The organism is Serratia sp. BNK-17, assembly GCF_048684935.1.
Lineage (GTDB): Bacteria > Pseudomonadota > Gammaproteobacteria > Enterobacterales > Enterobacteriaceae > Serratia > Serratia nematodiphila.
Genome location: NZ_JBLQTR010000001.1, coordinates 1,313,917 through 1,330,951, shown reverse-complemented (window position 1 = coordinate 1,330,951; position 17,035 = coordinate 1,313,917). Strand labels below are relative to the sequence as shown.

The window sequence follows — 17,035 nt, the reverse complement described above, 5'->3', positions numbered from 1 at the left end:
GCCCCCATTAAAAGGGGGATCGTTTCGTCGCGGGGAATTGTAGCGAAAACGTTTGCGTGGCGCTCGTAAATTTTCCGTACAAATCGCATCTGTGGATAACACTGTGCGCAAGTGGGTATAAGGCGGGGTTTTGCTGTGGAATGCAGCGAACGATCGTTTTTGCTGAAAATACCTGTTGCGGCCTGCGAGGAACTCCCTATAATGCGCCTCCATCGACACGGAACATGTGAACAACTTCACAGAGTATCCGGGGGTCGCAGAGAAAAAATCCTGAAAATTAGGGTTGACTCTGAAAGAGGAAAGCGTAATATACGCCACCTCGAGTTAGCAAGCGAAAGCGCCTAACTCACTGCTCTTTAACAATTTATCAGACAATCTGTGTGGGCACTCCACAAGACGATATCCAGCATCTTCGGGTGCAAAAAAATATCAAGTCTTGAAGAGTGACTAACTGAAGTAAAATTCATGCAGTAAATCTTTGAGCATCGCTTCTCGAGTGGAAGCAAATCAAGCTTTTAATTGAAGAGTTTGATCATGGCTCAGATTGAACGCTGGCGGCAGGCTTAACACATGCAAGTCGAGCGGTAGCACAGGGGAGCTTGCTCCCTGGGTGACGAGCGGCGGACGGGTGAGTAATGTCTGGGAAACTGCCTGATGGAGGGGGATAACTACTGGAAACGGTAGCTAATACCGCATAATGTCGCAAGACCAAAGAGGGGGACCTTCGGGCCTCTTGCCATCAGATGTGCCCAGATGGGATTAGCTAGTAGGTGGGGTAATGGCTCACCTAGGCGACGATCCCTAGCTGGTCTGAGAGGATGACCAGCCACACTGGAACTGAGACACGGTCCAGACTCCTACGGGAGGCAGCAGTGGGGAATATTGCACAATGGGCGCAAGCCTGATGCAGCCATGCCGCGTGTGTGAAGAAGGCCTTCGGGTTGTAAAGCACTTTCAGCGAGGAGGAAGGTGGTGAACTTAATACGTTCATCAATTGACGTTACTCGCAGAAGAAGCACCGGCTAACTCCGTGCCAGCAGCCGCGGTAATACGGAGGGTGCAAGCGTTAATCGGAATTACTGGGCGTAAAGCGCACGCAGGCGGTTTGTTAAGTCAGATGTGAAATCCCCGGGCTCAACCTGGGAACTGCATTTGAAACTGGCAAGCTAGAGTCTCGTAGAGGGGGGTAGAATTCCAGGTGTAGCGGTGAAATGCGTAGAGATCTGGAGGAATACCGGTGGCGAAGGCGGCCCCCTGGACGAAGACTGACGCTCAGGTGCGAAAGCGTGGGGAGCAAACAGGATTAGATACCCTGGTAGTCCACGCTGTAAACGATGTCGATTTGGAGGTTGTGCCCTTGAGGCGTGGCTTCCGGAGCTAACGCGTTAAATCGACCGCCTGGGGAGTACGGCCGCAAGGTTAAAACTCAAATGAATTGACGGGGGCCCGCACAAGCGGTGGAGCATGTGGTTTAATTCGATGCAACGCGAAGAACCTTACCTACTCTTGACATCCAGAGAACTTTCCAGAGATGGATTGGTGCCTTCGGGAACTCTGAGACAGGTGCTGCATGGCTGTCGTCAGCTCGTGTTGTGAAATGTTGGGTTAAGTCCCGCAACGAGCGCAACCCTTATCCTTTGTTGCCAGCGGTTCGGCCGGGAACTCAAAGGAGACTGCCAGTGATAAACTGGAGGAAGGTGGGGATGACGTCAAGTCATCATGGCCCTTACGAGTAGGGCTACACACGTGCTACAATGGCGTATACAAAGAGAAGCGACCTCGCGAGAGCAAGCGGACCTCATAAAGTACGTCGTAGTCCGGATTGGAGTCTGCAACTCGACTCCATGAAGTCGGAATCGCTAGTAATCGTAGATCAGAATGCTACGGTGAATACGTTCCCGGGCCTTGTACACACCGCCCGTCACACCATGGGAGTGGGTTGCAAAAGAAGTAGGTAGCTTAACCTTCGGGAGGGCGCTTACCACTTTGTGATTCATGACTGGGGTGAAGTCGTAACAAGGTAACCGTAGGGGAACCTGCGGTTGGATCACCTCCTTACCTAAAGATATTAGTTCGAGTGGCGTGCTCACACAGATTGTCTGATAGAAAGTAACGAGCAGAAATACCTTTATAGGCTTGTAGCTCAGGTGGTTAGAGCGCACCCCTGATAAGGGTGAGGTCGGTGGTTCAAGTCCACTCAGGCCTACCACTTCTCATGAAGTGGAAAAGGTACTGCGCGTGACTGTATGGGGCTATAGCTCAGCTGGGAGAGCGCCTGCCTTGCACGCAGGAGGTCAGCGGTTCGATCCCGCTTAGCTCCACCATATAGTCCGGTATTTCAATACTTCAGAGTATATTGGCGACAGTATGCTGCGAAGTATTTTGCTCTTTAACAATCTGGAACAAGCTGAAAATTGAAACATGACGGCTGAAATTTATCCCTCCGTAGAAGTACTGGGATAAAGAGTAACCTGTCATAGAGTCTCTCAAATGTTTGCAGCGCGAACGATGGAAACATCTTCGGGTTGTGAGGTTAAGTGACTAAGCGTACACGGTGGATGCCTAGGCAGTCAGAGGCGATGAAGGGCGTGCTAATCTGCGAAAAGCGTCGGTAAGGTGATATGAACCGTTATAACCGGCGATACCCGAATGGGGAAACCCAGTGTGTTTCGACACACTATCATGTCATGAATACATAGTGGCATGAGGCGAACCGGGGGAACTGAAACATCTAAGTACCCCGAGGAAAAGAAATCAACCGAGATTCCCCCAGTAGCGGCGAGCGAACGGGGAGGAGCCCAGAACCTGAATCGGCTTGTGTGTTAGTGGAAGCGTCTGGAAAGTCGCGCAGTAAAGGGTGATAGCCCCGTACACTAAAATGCACAGGTCGTGAGTTCGATGAGTAGGGCGGGACACGTGACATCCTGTCTGAATATGGGGGGACCATCCTCCAAGGCTAAATACTCCTGACTGACCGATAGTGAACCAGTACCGTGAGGGAAAGGCGAAAAGAACCCCGGCGAGGGGAGTGAAATAGAACCTGAAACCGTGTACGTACAAGCAGTGGGAGCACCTTCGTGGTGTGACTGCGTACCTTTTGTATAATGGGTCAGCGACTTATATTTTGTAGCAAGGTTAACCGTATAGGGGAGCCGTAGGGAAACCGAGTCTTAACTGGGCGACTAGTTGCAAGGTATAGACCCGAAACCCGGTGATCTAGCCATGGGCAGGTTGAAGGTTGGGTAACACTAACTGGAGGACCGAACCGACTAATGTTGAAAAATTAGCGGATGACTTGTGGCTGGGGGTGAAAGGCCAATCAAACCGGGAGATAGCTGGTTCTCCCCGAAAGCTATTTAGGTAGCGCCTCGTGAACTCATCTTCGGGGGTAGAGCACTGTTTCGGCTAGGGGGCCATCCCGGCTTACCAAACCGATGCAAACTCCGAATACCGAAGAATGTTATCACGGGAGACACACGGCGGGTGCTAACGTCCGTCGTGAAGAGGGAAACAACCCAGACCGCCAGCTAAGGTCCCAAAGTCATGGTTAAGTGGGAAACGATGTGGGAAGGCATAGACAGCCAGGATGTTGGCTTAGAAGCAGCCATCATTTAAAGAAAGCGTAATAGCTCACTGGTCGAGTCGGCCTGCGCGGAAGATGTAACGGGGCTAAACCATGCACCGAAGCTGCGGCAGCGACGCTTAGCGTTGTTGGGTAGGGGAGCGTTCTGTAAGCCGTTGAAGGTGGCCTGTGAGGGTTGCTGGAGGTATCAGAAGTGCGAATGCTGACATAAGTAACGATAAAGCGGGTGAAAAGCCCGCTCGCCGGAAGACCAAGGGTTCCTGTCCAACGTTAATCGGGGCAGGGTGAGTCGACCCCTAAGGCGAGGCTGAAAAGCGTAGTCGATGGGAAACAGGTTAATATTCCTGTACTTGGTGTTACTGCGAAGGGGGGACGGAGAAGGCTAGGCTAGCCGGGCGACGGTTGTCCCGGTTTAAGCGTGTAGGGGGTGTGACCTGGTAAATCCGGTTGCATACTAACCCTGAGGCGTGATGACGATGCACTACGGTGCAGAAGTAGTTGATGCCCTGCTTCCAGGAAAATCCTCTAAGCTCCAGGTAACATTAAATCGTACCCCAAACCGACACAGGTGGTCAGGTAGAGAATACCAAGGCGCTTGAGAGAACTCGGGTGAAGGAACTAGGCAAAATGGTGCCGTAACTTCGGGAGAAGGCACGCTGGCATGTAGGTGAAGTCCCTTGCGGATGGAGCTGAAGCCAGTCGAAGATACCAGCTGGCTGCAACTGTTTAATAAAAACACAGCACTGTGCAAACACGAAAGTGGACGTATACGGTGTGACGCCTGCCCGGTGCTGGAAGGTTAATTGATGGGGTCAGCCGCAAGGCGAAGCTCTTGATCGAAGCCCCAGTAAACGGCGGCCGTAACTATAACGGTCCTAAGGTAGCGAAATTCCTTGTCGGGTAAGTTCCGACCTGCACGAATGGCGTAATGATGGCCAGGCTGTCTCCACCCGAGACTCAGTGAAATTGAACTCGCTGTGAAGATGCAGTGTACCCGCGGCAAGACGGAAAGACCCCGTGAACCTTTACTATAGCTTGACACTGAACATTGAGCCTTGATGTGTAGGATAGGTGGGAGGCTTTGAAGCGTGGACGCCAGTCTGCGTGGAGCCATCCTTGAAATACCACCCTTTAATGTTTGATGTTCTAACTCGGCCCCGTGATCCGGGGTGAGGACAGTGTCTGGTGGGTAGTTTGACTGGGGCGGTCTCCTCCCAAAGAGTAACGGAGGAGCACGAAGGTTAGCTAATCACGGTCGGACATCGTGAGGTTAGTGCAAAGGCATAAGCTAGCTTGACTGCGAGAGTGACGGCTCGAGCAGGTACGAAAGTAGGTCTTAGTGATCCGGTGGTTCTGAATGGAAGGGCCATCGCTCAACGGATAAAAGGTACTCCGGGGATAACAGGCTGATACCGCCCAAGAGTTCATATCGACGGCGGTGTTTGGCACCTCGATGTCGGCTCATCACATCCTGGGGCTGAAGTAGGTCCCAAGGGTATGGCTGTTCGCCATTTAAAGTGGTACGCGAGCTGGGTTTAGAACGTCGTGAGACAGTTCGGTCCCTATCTGCCGTGGGCGTTGGAAGATTGAGAGGGGTTGCTCCTAGTACGAGAGGACCGGAGTGAACGCACCACTGGTGTTCGGGTTGTCATGCCAATGGCATTGCCCGGTAGCTAAGTGCGGAAAAGATAAGCGCTGAAAGCATCTAAGCGCGAAACTTGCCTCAAGATGAGTCTTCCCTGGGCCTTCAAGGCCCCTGAAGGAACGTTTAAGACTAAGACGTTGATAGGCTGGGTGTGTAAGTGCAGCGATGCATTGAGCTAACCAGTACTAATGATCCGTGAGGCTTAACCTTACAACACCGAAGGTGTTTTTAGAGAGATTTTCAGCGAAGTTCCGAGATTGGTTCTGATGGCGACACGAGAGTGAAGCGGTTGGAATAAAACGAATTTGCCTGGCGGCAATAGCGCGGTGGTCCCACCTGACCCCATGCCGAACTCAGAAGTGAAACGCCGTAGCGCCGATGGTAGTGTGGGGTCTCCCCATGCGAGAGTAGGACACTGCCAGGCATCAAATAAAACAACAAGCCTCATGCGAAAGCATGGGGCTTTTTGTTTTGTCTGTTATCTGGCGTTCTGCCCGAGCATGGGCATCCTGAGACGAATTGTGTAGGACAAATCCGCCGGGAGCGGATTTGAACGTTGCGAAGCAACGGCCCGAAGGGGGGCGGGCAGGACGCCCGCCATAAACTGCCAGGCATCAAATAAAGCCGAAAGCCCTGAACTGACGTTCAGGGCTTTTTGCTGTGCGTAAAACGTAAAAAAGCGCAGCTACGCTGCGCGGTTTTCCCCCTCCTCCTTATTCTCCGCCAGCGAGCCAGAGAAAAGGCCCCGAAGGGCCTTTGATTAGGGTGTGTTTGCTTTTTTCACTTATTATTCGATCAATGCGAGCTGCCCTGGGAGATGCCCAGCCCGGTTTGCGAACGGACAAACTGGGCCCGGAAGCGTTCCCGCTCCTGCTGCCCGGCCAGCGAGCTGTCGGTGATCGAGAACAGCCAGGTACCGACAAAGGCCACGATCATTGAGAATAGCGCCGGGTATTCGTACGGATAAATCGGTTTCTCATGGCCGAGGATCTGCACCCAGATCGTCGGGCCGAGGATCATCAGAATCACCGCTGTTAACAGACCCAGCCAGCCGCCAATCATCGCGCCGCGGGTCGTCAAACGCGACCAGTACATCGACAGGATGATGATAGGGAAGTTACAGCTGGCGGCGATGGAGAACGCTAGCCCGACCATAAAGGCGATATTCTGCTTCTCGAACAAAATCCCCAGGGCAATGGCGACCAGCCCCAATACCACGACAGTGATCTTGGAGACCTTCAGCTCATCGCGCTCGGTCGCCTTGCCATTTTTAATCACGCTGGCGTACAGGTCATGGGACACGGCCGAGGCGCCGGCCAGCGTCAGGCCCGCAACCACCGCCAGAATGGTGGCGAACGCCACCGCCGAGATAAAGCCGAGGAAGAAGTTGCCGCCAACGGCATTGGCCAGGTGCACCGCCGCCATGTTGGTCCCGCCCAGCAGCGCGCCGGTGGCGTCTTTGAACGCCGGATTGGCGCTGACCAGCAAGATGGCGCCGAAGCCGATGATAAAGGTCAGGATATAGAAGTAACCGATAAAGCCGGTGGCGTAGAACACGCTCTTGCGCGCTTCCTTGGCGTCACTCACGGTGAAGAAACGCATCAGGATGTGCGGCAGGCCGGCGGTGCCGAACATCAGCGCCAGGCCAAGCGACAGCGCGGAAATCGGATCGGACACCAGCCCGCCGGGGCTCATGATGGCGACGCCTTTCGGATGCACCTTCACCGCTTCGGCGAACAGGGTATTGAAGTCGAAGTTGACCGACTTCATCACCATCAGCGCCATAAAGCTGGCGCCGGCCAGCAGCAGCACCGCTTTGATGATCTGCACCCAGGTGGTGGCCAGCATGCCGCCGAACAGCACGTACAGCACCATCAGAATGCCGACCAGGATCACCGCCACGTGGTAGTTGAGCCCGAACAGCAGCTGGATCAGTTTACCGGCGCCGACCATCTGCGCGATCAGATATAGCGCCACCACTACCAACGAGCCGCAGGCCGAGAGGGTGCGGATCGGTTTCTGCTGCAGACGGTAAGAGGCGACATCGGCGAAGGTATAGCGGCCGAGATTGCGCAGGCGTTCCGCGATCAGGAACAGAATGATCGGCCAGCCGATGAGGAAGCCGATGGAGTAGATCAGCCCGTCATAGCCCGAGGTGTAGACCAATGCGGAGATGCCGAGGAATGAGGCGGCGGACATGAAGTCACCGGCGATCGCCAGGCCGTTTTGCAGGCCGGTAATACGCCCGCCCGCGGTGTAGTAGTCCTGACGGGAACGGGTGCGTTTGGAGGCCCAATAGGTGATGTAGAGCGTGGCACCGACAAACAGGATAAACATCACGATCGCCTGGATGTTCAGCGGTTGACGATGCACCTCGCCGCCAATGGCGTCGGCGCAGGCCAGGCCCGGCAGTAACAGCAGCGCGGCGGCGGACAATAAGCGCTTCATTGTTTCACCTCGCGCAGGATCTCTGCGGTGAGGCGATCGAACTCGCCGTTGGCGCGAAACACGTAGATCCCGGTCAAGACGAAAGAGATCACGATCAACCCGACGCCGACCGGGATCCCGCGGGTGATGGTCGATCCGGCGGCGATCGGCGTACCGAGCCATTGTGGATCGAAGGCGATCAACAAAATAAAGCCGACGTACAGCGCCAGCGTAATCAGCGAAAGCAGCCAGGCGAACCGGCCGCGTTTTCTCACCAGCTCTTTAAAGCGCGGGTTTTCTTCAATCCCTTGATAAATGGTGTCATTCATCAGAGTGTCTCCAGTCGGTATTGAGAGAGTACGCCGCGCCAGGGCCGCTCAACGGCGCGTTATCCGAATGAGCGGCCTGAAGCGGCGTAAATTATGACGGCACTTTCATTGATTGTTTTTCTTCCAACAGCTTGTCGACTACGGCCGGATCCGCCAGCGTGGAGGTATCCCCCAGGTTGCTGGTGTCGCCGGCGGCAATTTTGCGCAGGATGCGCCGCATGATCTTGCCGGAGCGCGTTTTGGGCAGCGAGTCTGTCCAGTGCAGCACATCCGGCGTAGCGATCGGCCCTATCTCTTTGCGCACCCAGTTACGCACTTCGGTATAGAGCTCCGGCGTCGGTTCTTCGCCGTGGTTCAGCGTGATGTAGGCGTAGATCGCCTGGCCTTTGATGTTGTGAGGAATGCCGACCACCGCCGCTTCGGCGATTTTCGGGTGCGATACCAGCGCGGACTCGATCTCGGCGGTGCCCAGACGGTGGCCGGAGACGTTCAGCACGTCGTCGACGCGGCCGGTGATCCAGTAGTAACCGTCCTCGTCGCGGCGGGCGCCGTCACCGCTGAAGTACATGCCTTTGAAGGTCGAGAAGTAAGTTTGCTCGAAGCGATCATGATCGCCGAACAGGGTGCGCGCCTGGCCCGGCCAGGAATCGACGATCACCAGGTTGCCTTCGCAGGCGCCTTCCTGCGGCGTGCCGACGTTATCGACCAGCGCCGGCTGTACGCCAAAGAACGGCCGCGTGGCGGAACCGGCTTTCAGCTCAGTGGCGCCCGGCAGCGGGGTAATCATGAAGCCGCCGGTTTCGGTTTGCCACCAGGTGTCGACGATCGGGCATCTCGCGTTGCCGATCTTGTTGTAATACCACTCCCAGGCTTCCGGGTTGATCGGTTCGCCGACCGAGCCCATGATGCGCAGCGAATCGCGTCGGGTGCCTTCGATCGCCTTGTCGCCTTCGGCCATCAACGCGCGAATGGCGGTCGGTGCGGTATACAGAATGTTGACCTGGTGTTTGTCGATCACCTGCGACAGGCGATTGACGCCCGGATAGTTAGGCACGCCTTCGAACATCAGCGTGGTGGCACCGCAGGCCAGCGGGCCGTACAGCAGATAGCTGTGGCCGGTGACCCAGCCCACGTCGGCGGTGCACCAGTAAATGTCGCCGTCGTGGTAGTCGAACACATACTTAAAGGTCATCGCAGCGTAGACCAGGTAGCCGCCGGTGGTGTGCAGCACGCCTTTCGGCTTGCCGGTCGAACCGGAGGTGTACAGGATGAACAGCGGATCTTCGGCGTTCACTTCTTCCGGCGGGCAGTCTGCGGAGACGCCCTGGGTCAGCTCATGCCACCACAGATCGCGCCCTTCCTGCCAGTAGCCCGGTTTACCGGTGCGTTTGAATACCACCACGTTGGCCACGCTGACCACGCCGGGATTTTTCAGCGCATCGTCGACGTTCTTTTTCAGCGGCACGGCGCGGCCGGCGCGCAGGCCTTCATCGGCGGTGATCACCAGTTTGGCGTTGGAGTCGATAATGCGCCCGGCGACGGCTTCCGGCGAGAAGCCGCCGAAGATCACCGAATGTACGGCGCCGATGCGCGCGCAGGCCAGCATGGCGACCGCCGCTTCCGGCACCATCGGCATATAGATGGCCACCACGTCGCCTTTTTTAACGCCGAGCTGTTTCAGCACGTTGGCGAATTGGCAGACATCGTGGTGCAGCTGTTTGTAAGTCACCTTTTTGGATTGGGTCGGGTCATCGCCTTCCCAGATAATGGCGGTTTGGTCACCGCGCTCGGCCAGATGGCGGTCCAGGCAGTTGGCCGCCAGGTTCAAGGTGCCGTCTTCAAACCAGCGAATGCTGACGTGGCCCGGATCGAACGAGGTATTTTTAACTTTGGTATAGGGTTTGATCCAATCCAGGATTTTGCCATGCTCACCCCAGAAAGCCTCTGGGTCTTGAACCGACTGTTGATAATACTGTTGGTATTGTGCCGGATTAATCAGGGCGCGTTCTGCAATTGCAGAAGGAATAGCGTGTTTATGCAGTTGGCTCATAGCTTTTCTCCTTGAAGTTGTTAATGATATGTCAACTGAAGGTTAAGTATAGTTTGCTACGATTCTTTGTTTCTTTTTTGCGCGGCAGATCACGCAACAAAGATATTGATTTGTAATCGTTCTGTCGCATTTGCAGGGCGTATCTATCTCTTTGGCGCTTAAATCCTCATAAACCCACGTTTTTAACCAAAAACACTTATATAAAGAACAAAAAAGAATAAACCAAAACGGACTCAACTGCCGCGAAATTAATAGATACGATCAGGGCCGCCATTATTTCTCGCTATAAATCTTTTTGGGTTGTTTTTCGCTATTAATATTCTAAGTTGGCATTAGCACGATATAACGATGGACTGCACAGCGTGAAATAACGTTTTATTAACGCTTAATTCCTGATGAAAACTCGGGAAATACCCTGTGGCATTCATCCTGCGGTATCGTTCGATTTTTAATCGAAATATAAAGTGGCGCTGCATTTATGGACGAAAGTGTCACTCGGCCAATTCTCATTTGTTTGACTTTTGAGTAACAAAATATAAACATTTGTCGTGGACTAAATATGCAGAATGGACGAAAAATAACGCATTTTAATCGCGTTCAAAAAATCGTCGTCGGCGCGGTTATGTACTTCATTATATGAAAAATTATGTTTTTAATAACAAGCAATTATGCCATTTGAAAGAGTTACGCGAAATTTTTGTGATTCGATTCAGCGCTCAAGCCTGACAAATCAAGGCTTGCAGAGCATGCCGCCCGGATGATACAGATTTATACTGCGTCGCACCCAGGGCAGGTGAACGCTTCCACTGAATTAACATAAGCCTGTAATAAATGATTAAGTATTCTTTTCGCCGTGTTGCGACTTTGTACGGCGCAAAGAGTCTTTGAGGACTTTTTGGGTATGAAAAGTGTAAAAATTAGCCTGGCTTGGCAAATCCTGATCGCGTTGGTACTGGGTATTATTGTTGGCGCGGTATTGCACAACCAGACCGAATCTCGTGAGTGGCTAGTGAGTAATATTCTCAGCCCGGCGGGTGATATCTTTATTCGTTTGATCAAGATGATTGTGGTGCCGATCGTTATTTCCACGCTGATCGTCGGTATTGCCGGCGTGGGGGATGCGAAAAAGCTGGGCCGCATCGGATTGAAAACCATTATCTACTTCGAAGTGATCACCACCGTCGCCATCGTGGTGGGGCTCACCTTGGCCAACGTTTTCCAACCCGGCCACGGCATCGATATGTCGACGCTGACCACGGTGGACATTTCGCAGTACGAGAAAACCACCGAACAGGTGCAAAGCGGTTCGCACAGTCTGGTGGCGACCATTCTGTCGCTGATCCCGTCGAACGTCTTCTCGTCGATGGCCAAGGGTGACATGTTGCCGATTATCTTCTTCTCGGTGCTGTTCGGTCTGGGGCTGTCGTCGTTGCCGAAAGAGACCAAAGAGCCGCTGCTGAAGGTGTTCAAGGCGGTGTCCGAGAGCATGTTCAAAGTCACCCACATGATTATGCGCTATGCGCCGATCGGGGTGTTTGGCCTGATTGCGGTCACGGTAGCCAACTTCGGTTTCGCTTCGCTGCTGCCGCTGGCCAAGCTGGTGGTGCTGGTGTACTTCGCCATTGCGTTCTTCGCCCTGGTGGTGCTGGGGGCGGTCGCCCGGCTGTGCAACCTGCGCATCTGGACGCTGATCCGCATCCTGAAAGACGAACTGATCCTGGCTTATTCCACCGCCAGTTCGGAAACGGTGCTGCCGCGCATCATCGAAAAGATGGAGGCTTATGGCGCGCCCAAGTCGATCACCAGCTTCGTGGTGCCGACGGGTTACTCCTTTAACCTGGATGGCTCGACGCTGTACCAGAGCATCGCCGCCATCTTTATTGCCCAGTTGTACGGCATCGAGCTGTCGTTGGGGCAGGAGATCGTGCTGGTGCTGACGCTGATGGTGACCTCGAAAGGGATCGCCGGCGTGCCGGGCGTCTCGTTCGTGGTGCTGCTGGCCACCCTGGGCAGCGTCGGCATTCCGTTGGAAGGCCTGGCGTTCATCGCCGGCGTGGACCGTATCCTGGATATGGCGCGCACTGCGCTGAATGTGGTGGGTAACGCGCTGGCGGTATTGGTGATCGCCAAATGGGAGCACCAGTTTGATCGCAAGAAGGCGCTGGCCTACGAAACGGAGTTCCTGGCGCAGAAGGTGAAGCCGGCCAACCAGGCCTAATTACCGAGTATCGCCGACGTTGAAAACGCCCCAGGCAGTTGTGCCGGGGCGTTTTGTTTTTATGGCTCTTCAACCGGCCACTTTCTTTTCTCTGTCCTACTGCGCGACTTGCATCCCCGCTTAACAGAATCTAAAGTGTTACCAAATTAATAGAAATGATAATAGATGTTATTATCATTTTCATTTGATGATGTATGGAGACACGCAAAGCCGTTGAACGGTGGGGTTACGCCCGTTCGGCGTCTTTATTCAGGCTTATCAAAGGTAGGTAACATGTCGGACACCGCTTTGGCCTCTGAATGGTTGCCGCTGGCGCCAGCGCAGCTTGATTTCTGGGAAGAACACACCTTGCACCCTGGGCAGACTCTGTCCACCGTCGCACATTGCACCGAACTGTGTGGCGCGGTAGAGGAAGATACGCTCTGCCGGGCGATCGCCACCACTCTCGCCGAGACGCAGGCGTTTGCCTTGCGCTTTGGTGAGCGGCATGGCGACGCTCCCCCGTCGTTACGTTACGATCCACAGTGCACACCGCCATTGCAACGTATCGATCTGCAAACGCACGGCGATCCCTGGCAGGCGGCGCAAAGCCTGATGCGCGAAGATATCGCGCAGCGCCGGGCGCTACATAGCGAGCCGCTAGCCGCAGCCTGGCTGCTCAAATTGGGGCCGGAGCGCTACCTCTGGTACGTGCGTGCGCACCATATTCTGATTGATGGCTTCGGTATGGCCCTGATCGAACACCGCTGCGCCGCGTTATATGCGCACTATCTGGGTGAGGGTAGCGCGGGTATGCCCCTGGGTGCCTTTAATGTCTTTCAACAGGCCGAGCTGGCCTACGCTGATTCTGAGCGATGCGAGCGCGATCGGCGCTTTTGGCAGAGCTATCTGCCGCCGTCGCAGGCGCTGCCGACGGTGCGCAAGGGCGGCAGGGAGTATGGCGTGCGACGCCTGAGCGTCAACCGTCGGTTGCCGACAGAAGTCGCGCAACGTCTGGCGCAGCAGTCGGAGCGCAGCGGCATCAATTGGCCCGACTTGCTGGTGGCGCTGTCGGCGGCCTGGCTGTTTCAGGTGATGCCGCGCGGTACCCGGCAGGGCGATATGCTGCCGATGTGGATGCCGGCGATGAATCGCCGCGGGCAGGTCGCCACCAACGTGCCTTCGCTGGCGGTCAACACGCTGCCGCTGCTGGTATCACCGCCGCAAGCGGAGACGCTGGGGAGCTTTCTCACCACGCTGACGCAGCAGCTGCGGGAGCTGCGCAGCCACGCCGGCTACCGCCTGCGCCAACTGGCCGCCGATCGCGGCGTGGATCCGGACTCGCGCTTCTTTATTTCCCCTTTCATCAACGTGCAACCCTTCGATGCGCCCCGTTTTACCGGCTGCAGCGGTACGCGCAGCGTATTGGCCGGCGGCTCGGGCGACGGTTTCAACCTGACGTATCGCGGCCGCACCGACGCCCGCGATCTGCAGGTGGATATCGACATTTATCTGGAACAGTTCCCGACGGAGGATGCGCTGGACTATGGCGAGGCGCTACAAGAATTTCTGTTGCGTGCGCTGCAGCGGGAAGCCTGGGAGCAACCGCTGGCGGCCCTGACGGCGTTGCCCGCCTGAGAAAGTGCGGGCGGGAGGATGCTCCCGCCCGAGTGGCAGGGCTTCAGCTGGCCAGCAACGCCGCCACTTCGCGCGCGTTCTTGCACGGCAAGAGCGAACTGCTTACCAGACGGGTGCCGAAAGCGTCATTGAGGCGCGACGCCACCTGTTTGATATGCGGCAGCTTCAGCCCCATGGCGATAAACGCCGTCTCTTCCCCCCATTCCGGGCGTGGGGTCACGCCGATCGCCTGCCAGTAAATGGTCAGGATCTCTGCGCTGCGCGCCAGCGGCGCGTTCGGCGGCGGGGCCGCGCAGGCGTTCAACGCCGGCGCGGTTTGCTGGTGGCTCAGGTCGGCGCGGATGCGATGGCGATCGGTTTTACCGTTGGCAGACAGCGGCAGCGCCTCGGCATGGATAAAGCGCGTGGGAATATGGGTACAGGGCAGATAGCCGGTGGCGAAGGCGCGGATCTCGGACAGCGGCAGCGGTTTGCCGTCGCGGGTCAGATACAGGGCGCCGAGCGCCGCCTCGTTGTTCTCTCCGCTGGGATAATCCACCACTACCATATCCAGGATCGCCGGATGGCGGCGCAGCACGTCTTCGATTTCCGGCAGCGAGACGCGCACGCCGCGGATCTTCACATAGCCGTTCACTCGGGTGGCGAACATGATGTTGCCGTCCGCACGGTAGTAGCCCTGATCGCCAGTGCGGAAAGCGCGCAGCGGTTGTCCGTCCGGCCCTTCGAGGGTGATGAAATCGTGCTGCTTCAGCTCCCCCTGCTCCAGGTAGCCCAACGCCAGGTTCACCCCGGCGGTATGGATGCGGCCGACCACGCCGGCCGGGCAGTGGCTGCCGTCGTCATGGCAGATGAAATAACGGTTGGCGGGCAGCGGGCGGCCGTAAGGCACGGTGCCGCTCTCCTGCGGGGCGATCGGGTGCCAGATGCTCCAGATGGTGGTTTCGGTCGGCCCGCCGAGCGAGAACAGCGCGAGATCCGGGCGCAGGGTTCGCAGGGTTTGCACCGTCGCCGGCTTGATGTAGTCGCCGCCTTGCGCCACCAGGCGCAGCGAACGCAGGCTGTCGGCCGTTTTGCAGGTGAGCAGCATCTCCAGAATGGCCGGCACCGAACACCACAGGCTGACCCGATGTTTTTCCACCAGCTGGTTCCAGCTGATGGCGTCTTTTTCCTGATGCGGCGCCGGCAGCACCAGCGTAGCGCCGGCGCACAGCGAACCGAACAGATCGAACATCGACATGTCATGGTGCGGCGGCGTGACGGAAATGAACACGTCGTCGGCGGTGACCGCCCAGCGCTGCTGGGTCTGGTGGATAACGTTGGCGGTGGCGCGGTTGTTGAGCACCACGCATTTGGGCTTGCCGGTGGTGCCGGAGGTATACAGGTAGTAGCTTGCGGCCAGGCTGGCGCTGCGTTCCACCAACGTCTGTTCATCCGGCAGCGCAGGCGCGCGATCCGTCGGCGCCAGCAGGATCGCCGGCGTCACGCCGATCGGCGTCTCCAGATCGCCGCCGTGCACCACCAGCGTTGGCCGGCAGTTCTCCAGCAGGTAGGCGGTGCGTTCCGGTGGTGAGTTGATATCGATAGGCACCCAGATCACCCCCTGCAGGGCGCAGGCGAGGCTGAAGATGATCTGTTCTGGGCTGCGCGGCAGATACAGCGCCACCACGTTGCCCGGCTGCACGCCGCGGCTTTGCAGGTTGGCGATCGCCGTGGCGATCCGCTGGCCCAGTTCGCGGTAGGTCAGCGTCTGTTCGCCGCAGATCAGCGCGTTGCCGCCGTTTTGTGCGCCAAACAGCCGCTCGGCCAGCTGCGCCAGATAAGGATAAGGCGCGTAATTCGCTTCGCTGTCGTTGTGGCGATAATGCGCCAGATCGATGAAATCTCGCGGCGCGATCGCCAGGTCGGCGCGTTGGCAACTGCGCAGGATGCGTCGCTGCAACGCCGCCAGCATGGCTTCTACCTGCTCGCCGTGCAGCGCCTGTTCGGCGTAGTCCACGCACAGCTGCAGGTTTTTTTCGCTGTCCAGCGTCAGGCGAATATCGATGGCGACCTGCGGCGTTTGGGTCAGGCCGTCGTGAAAGCGCACCAGCGCCTCGGCCGGCAGCGTTTCCCAACCCAGACAGTTGGTCAGGATCACCGGCAGCGCCGGGCCGCCCTGGCTTTGGCCGAGTAACTGCCGCGCCAGATCGACGCCGGAAAACGTCAGGTGGTCGAGCGCGCCGAGCACATCGTCCTGCAGGGCTTGCGCGCGCTGGATAAAGTCTTCACCGTGACGGGAATAGCGCACCGCCACGAAGCTGGAGGCGTTGCCCAGGGCACCATCGGCGGCGGGGAACGCTACCGGCACCCCGACGCACAGCTCACCGTCGGTGGTCCAGTGGGCCAGCGTATCGAGGACCAGCGCCGACAGCAGGCTGTTGCGCAGCAGCGCATGCGGCGATCCCAGGCGGCCAAGCTGTTTTACCGTATCGCGCGGCAGCGTCAGGGTGGCGCGGCGATAGCGTGATGAGGTGAGATTGGCGAGCGGGGCGCGCCACGGCAGTGCCGACGGGGTGGTGACATCTTGCAGCTTTTCACGCCAGTAGGCGGCATCGGCCTGGCGCTGCGCCGCCGATGCGGCGGGGGGCGCCAGTGCGGCGGCGGTCGACGTCAGAGGGCGATCGTCGAACAGGCGCGCGATCACGGTGGAGATCCCCTGGCCGTCGAGGATCAAGGCATCAAAGCTGGTAAAGATCAGCGTATCGTACGGCGATCCCGTCGGATCCTGCTGTTCGGCAAGTTGGATCACGGCGATGCGCCACAGCGGTTGGCTCGGATCGTGGCGCTGGTGGGAGTAACGCTCGCGCAGTTGTTCGACCTGGCGCTGCGACGTTTCGCCATCAAGGGCGCGCAGATCGTGGCGATCCAGATGCAGCGTCACCTCCGGGCGTACGTGCTGCGTGCCGCGCTGCACATCGATGCAGGTGCGAAGCGCCGGGTAGTGCTGTACCAGCTCGGTCAGGCGCGCTTCAAGGCGCGGTACGTCCAGCTGCCGGGCGCGGTATTCGCGAAAGTCGTGCATCGCCACGCCGCCGAGCGGCCATCGATCGCTGCGGCCCAGAAGATAGGCCTGCTGCAGTGCGGTTAAAGCTGTCTCCATGGTACTTCCCTATAGTCGCTAACCGAT

The 17,035-nt window shown here is 57.1% G+C and carries 6 protein-coding genes, 2 tRNA genes and 3 rRNA genes; 7 read left to right on the top strand and 4 right to left on the bottom strand.

The genetic code is table 11. The annotated features are described in order from the left end of the window. Positions 1 to 516 precede the first annotated feature (516 nt). The 5 genes from ACMGF7_RS06395 (at position 517) to rrf (ending at position 5,652) form a co-directional block, all read left to right on the top strand. Positions 517 to 2,058, top strand: a 16S ribosomal RNA gene (locus ACMGF7_RS06395). Positions 2,059 to 2,132: 74 nt separating this feature from the next. Then, positions 2,133 to 2,209: transfer RNA gene (locus ACMGF7_RS06390), tRNA-Ile, on the top strand. Positions 2,210 to 2,248: 39 nt separating this feature from the next. Then, positions 2,249 to 2,324: transfer RNA gene (locus ACMGF7_RS06385), tRNA-Ala, on the top strand. A gap of 207 nt (positions 2,325 to 2,531) precedes the next feature. After that, a 23S ribosomal RNA gene (locus tag ACMGF7_RS06380) occupies positions 2,532 to 5,438 on the top strand. 98 nt (positions 5,439 to 5,536) lie between these two features. Beyond that, positions 5,537 to 5,652, top strand: a 5S ribosomal RNA gene (rrf, locus tag ACMGF7_RS06375). Together the 16S, 23S and 5S rRNA genes with 2 tRNA genes alongside form the textbook arrangement of a ribosomal RNA operon. A 371-nt stretch (positions 5,653 to 6,023) precedes the next feature. Here the strand turns inward: rrf and actP are convergent. The 3 genes from actP to acs all read right to left on the bottom strand — a co-directional run bounded on the left by actP (position 6,024) and on the right by acs (position 10,034). Then, on the bottom strand, positions 6,024 to 7,676 hold the full coding sequence (gene actP, locus ACMGF7_RS06370; RefSeq protein ID WP_049240033.1) for a cation/acetate symporter ActP: 1,653 nt from the start codon (positions 7,674 to 7,676) through the stop codon (positions 6,024 to 6,026). Further along, positions 7,673 to 7,984 (bottom strand): DUF485 domain-containing protein, encoded by a 312-nt coding sequence (locus ACMGF7_RS06365; protein WP_004930047.1) that lies wholly within the window; start codon positions 7,982 to 7,984, stop codon positions 7,673 to 7,675. Before ACMGF7_RS06365 ends, actP begins: the two co-directional genes overlap by 4 nt. 91 nt (positions 7,985 to 8,075) lie before the next feature. Continuing rightward, the gene (gene acs / locus ACMGF7_RS06360; protein ID WP_004930044.1) at positions 8,076 to 10,034 is read right to left on the bottom strand and encodes an acetate--CoA ligase; all 1,959 of its coding nucleotides are present in this window, start codon (positions 10,032 to 10,034) and stop codon (positions 8,076 to 8,078) included. Positions 10,035 to 10,935: 901 nt separating this feature from the next. Here acs and gltP point away from each other — a divergent pair. Both gltP and ACMGF7_RS06350 read left to right on the top strand, forming a co-directional pair. Further along, entirely contained in the window at positions 10,936 to 12,252 is a 1,317-nt protein-coding gene (gene gltP, locus ACMGF7_RS06355; protein WP_015376334.1) for a glutamate/aspartate:proton symporter GltP, read from the top strand. Positions 12,253 to 12,525: 273 nt separating this feature from the next. Continuing rightward, positions 12,526 to 13,869: a condensation domain-containing protein gene (locus tag ACMGF7_RS06350; RefSeq protein ID WP_420286399.1), complete on the top strand. Its 1,344-nt coding sequence runs from the start codon at positions 12,526 to 12,528 to the stop codon at positions 13,867 to 13,869. Between the two features lie 43 nt (positions 13,870 to 13,912). Here ACMGF7_RS06350 and ACMGF7_RS06345 read toward each other — a convergent pair whose 3' ends face one another. Beyond that, entirely contained in the window at positions 13,913 to 17,008 is a 3,096-nt protein-coding gene (locus ACMGF7_RS06345) for an amino acid adenylation domain-containing protein (protein ID WP_197843171.1), read from the bottom strand. Positions 17,009 to 17,035: the final 27 nt, after the last annotated feature.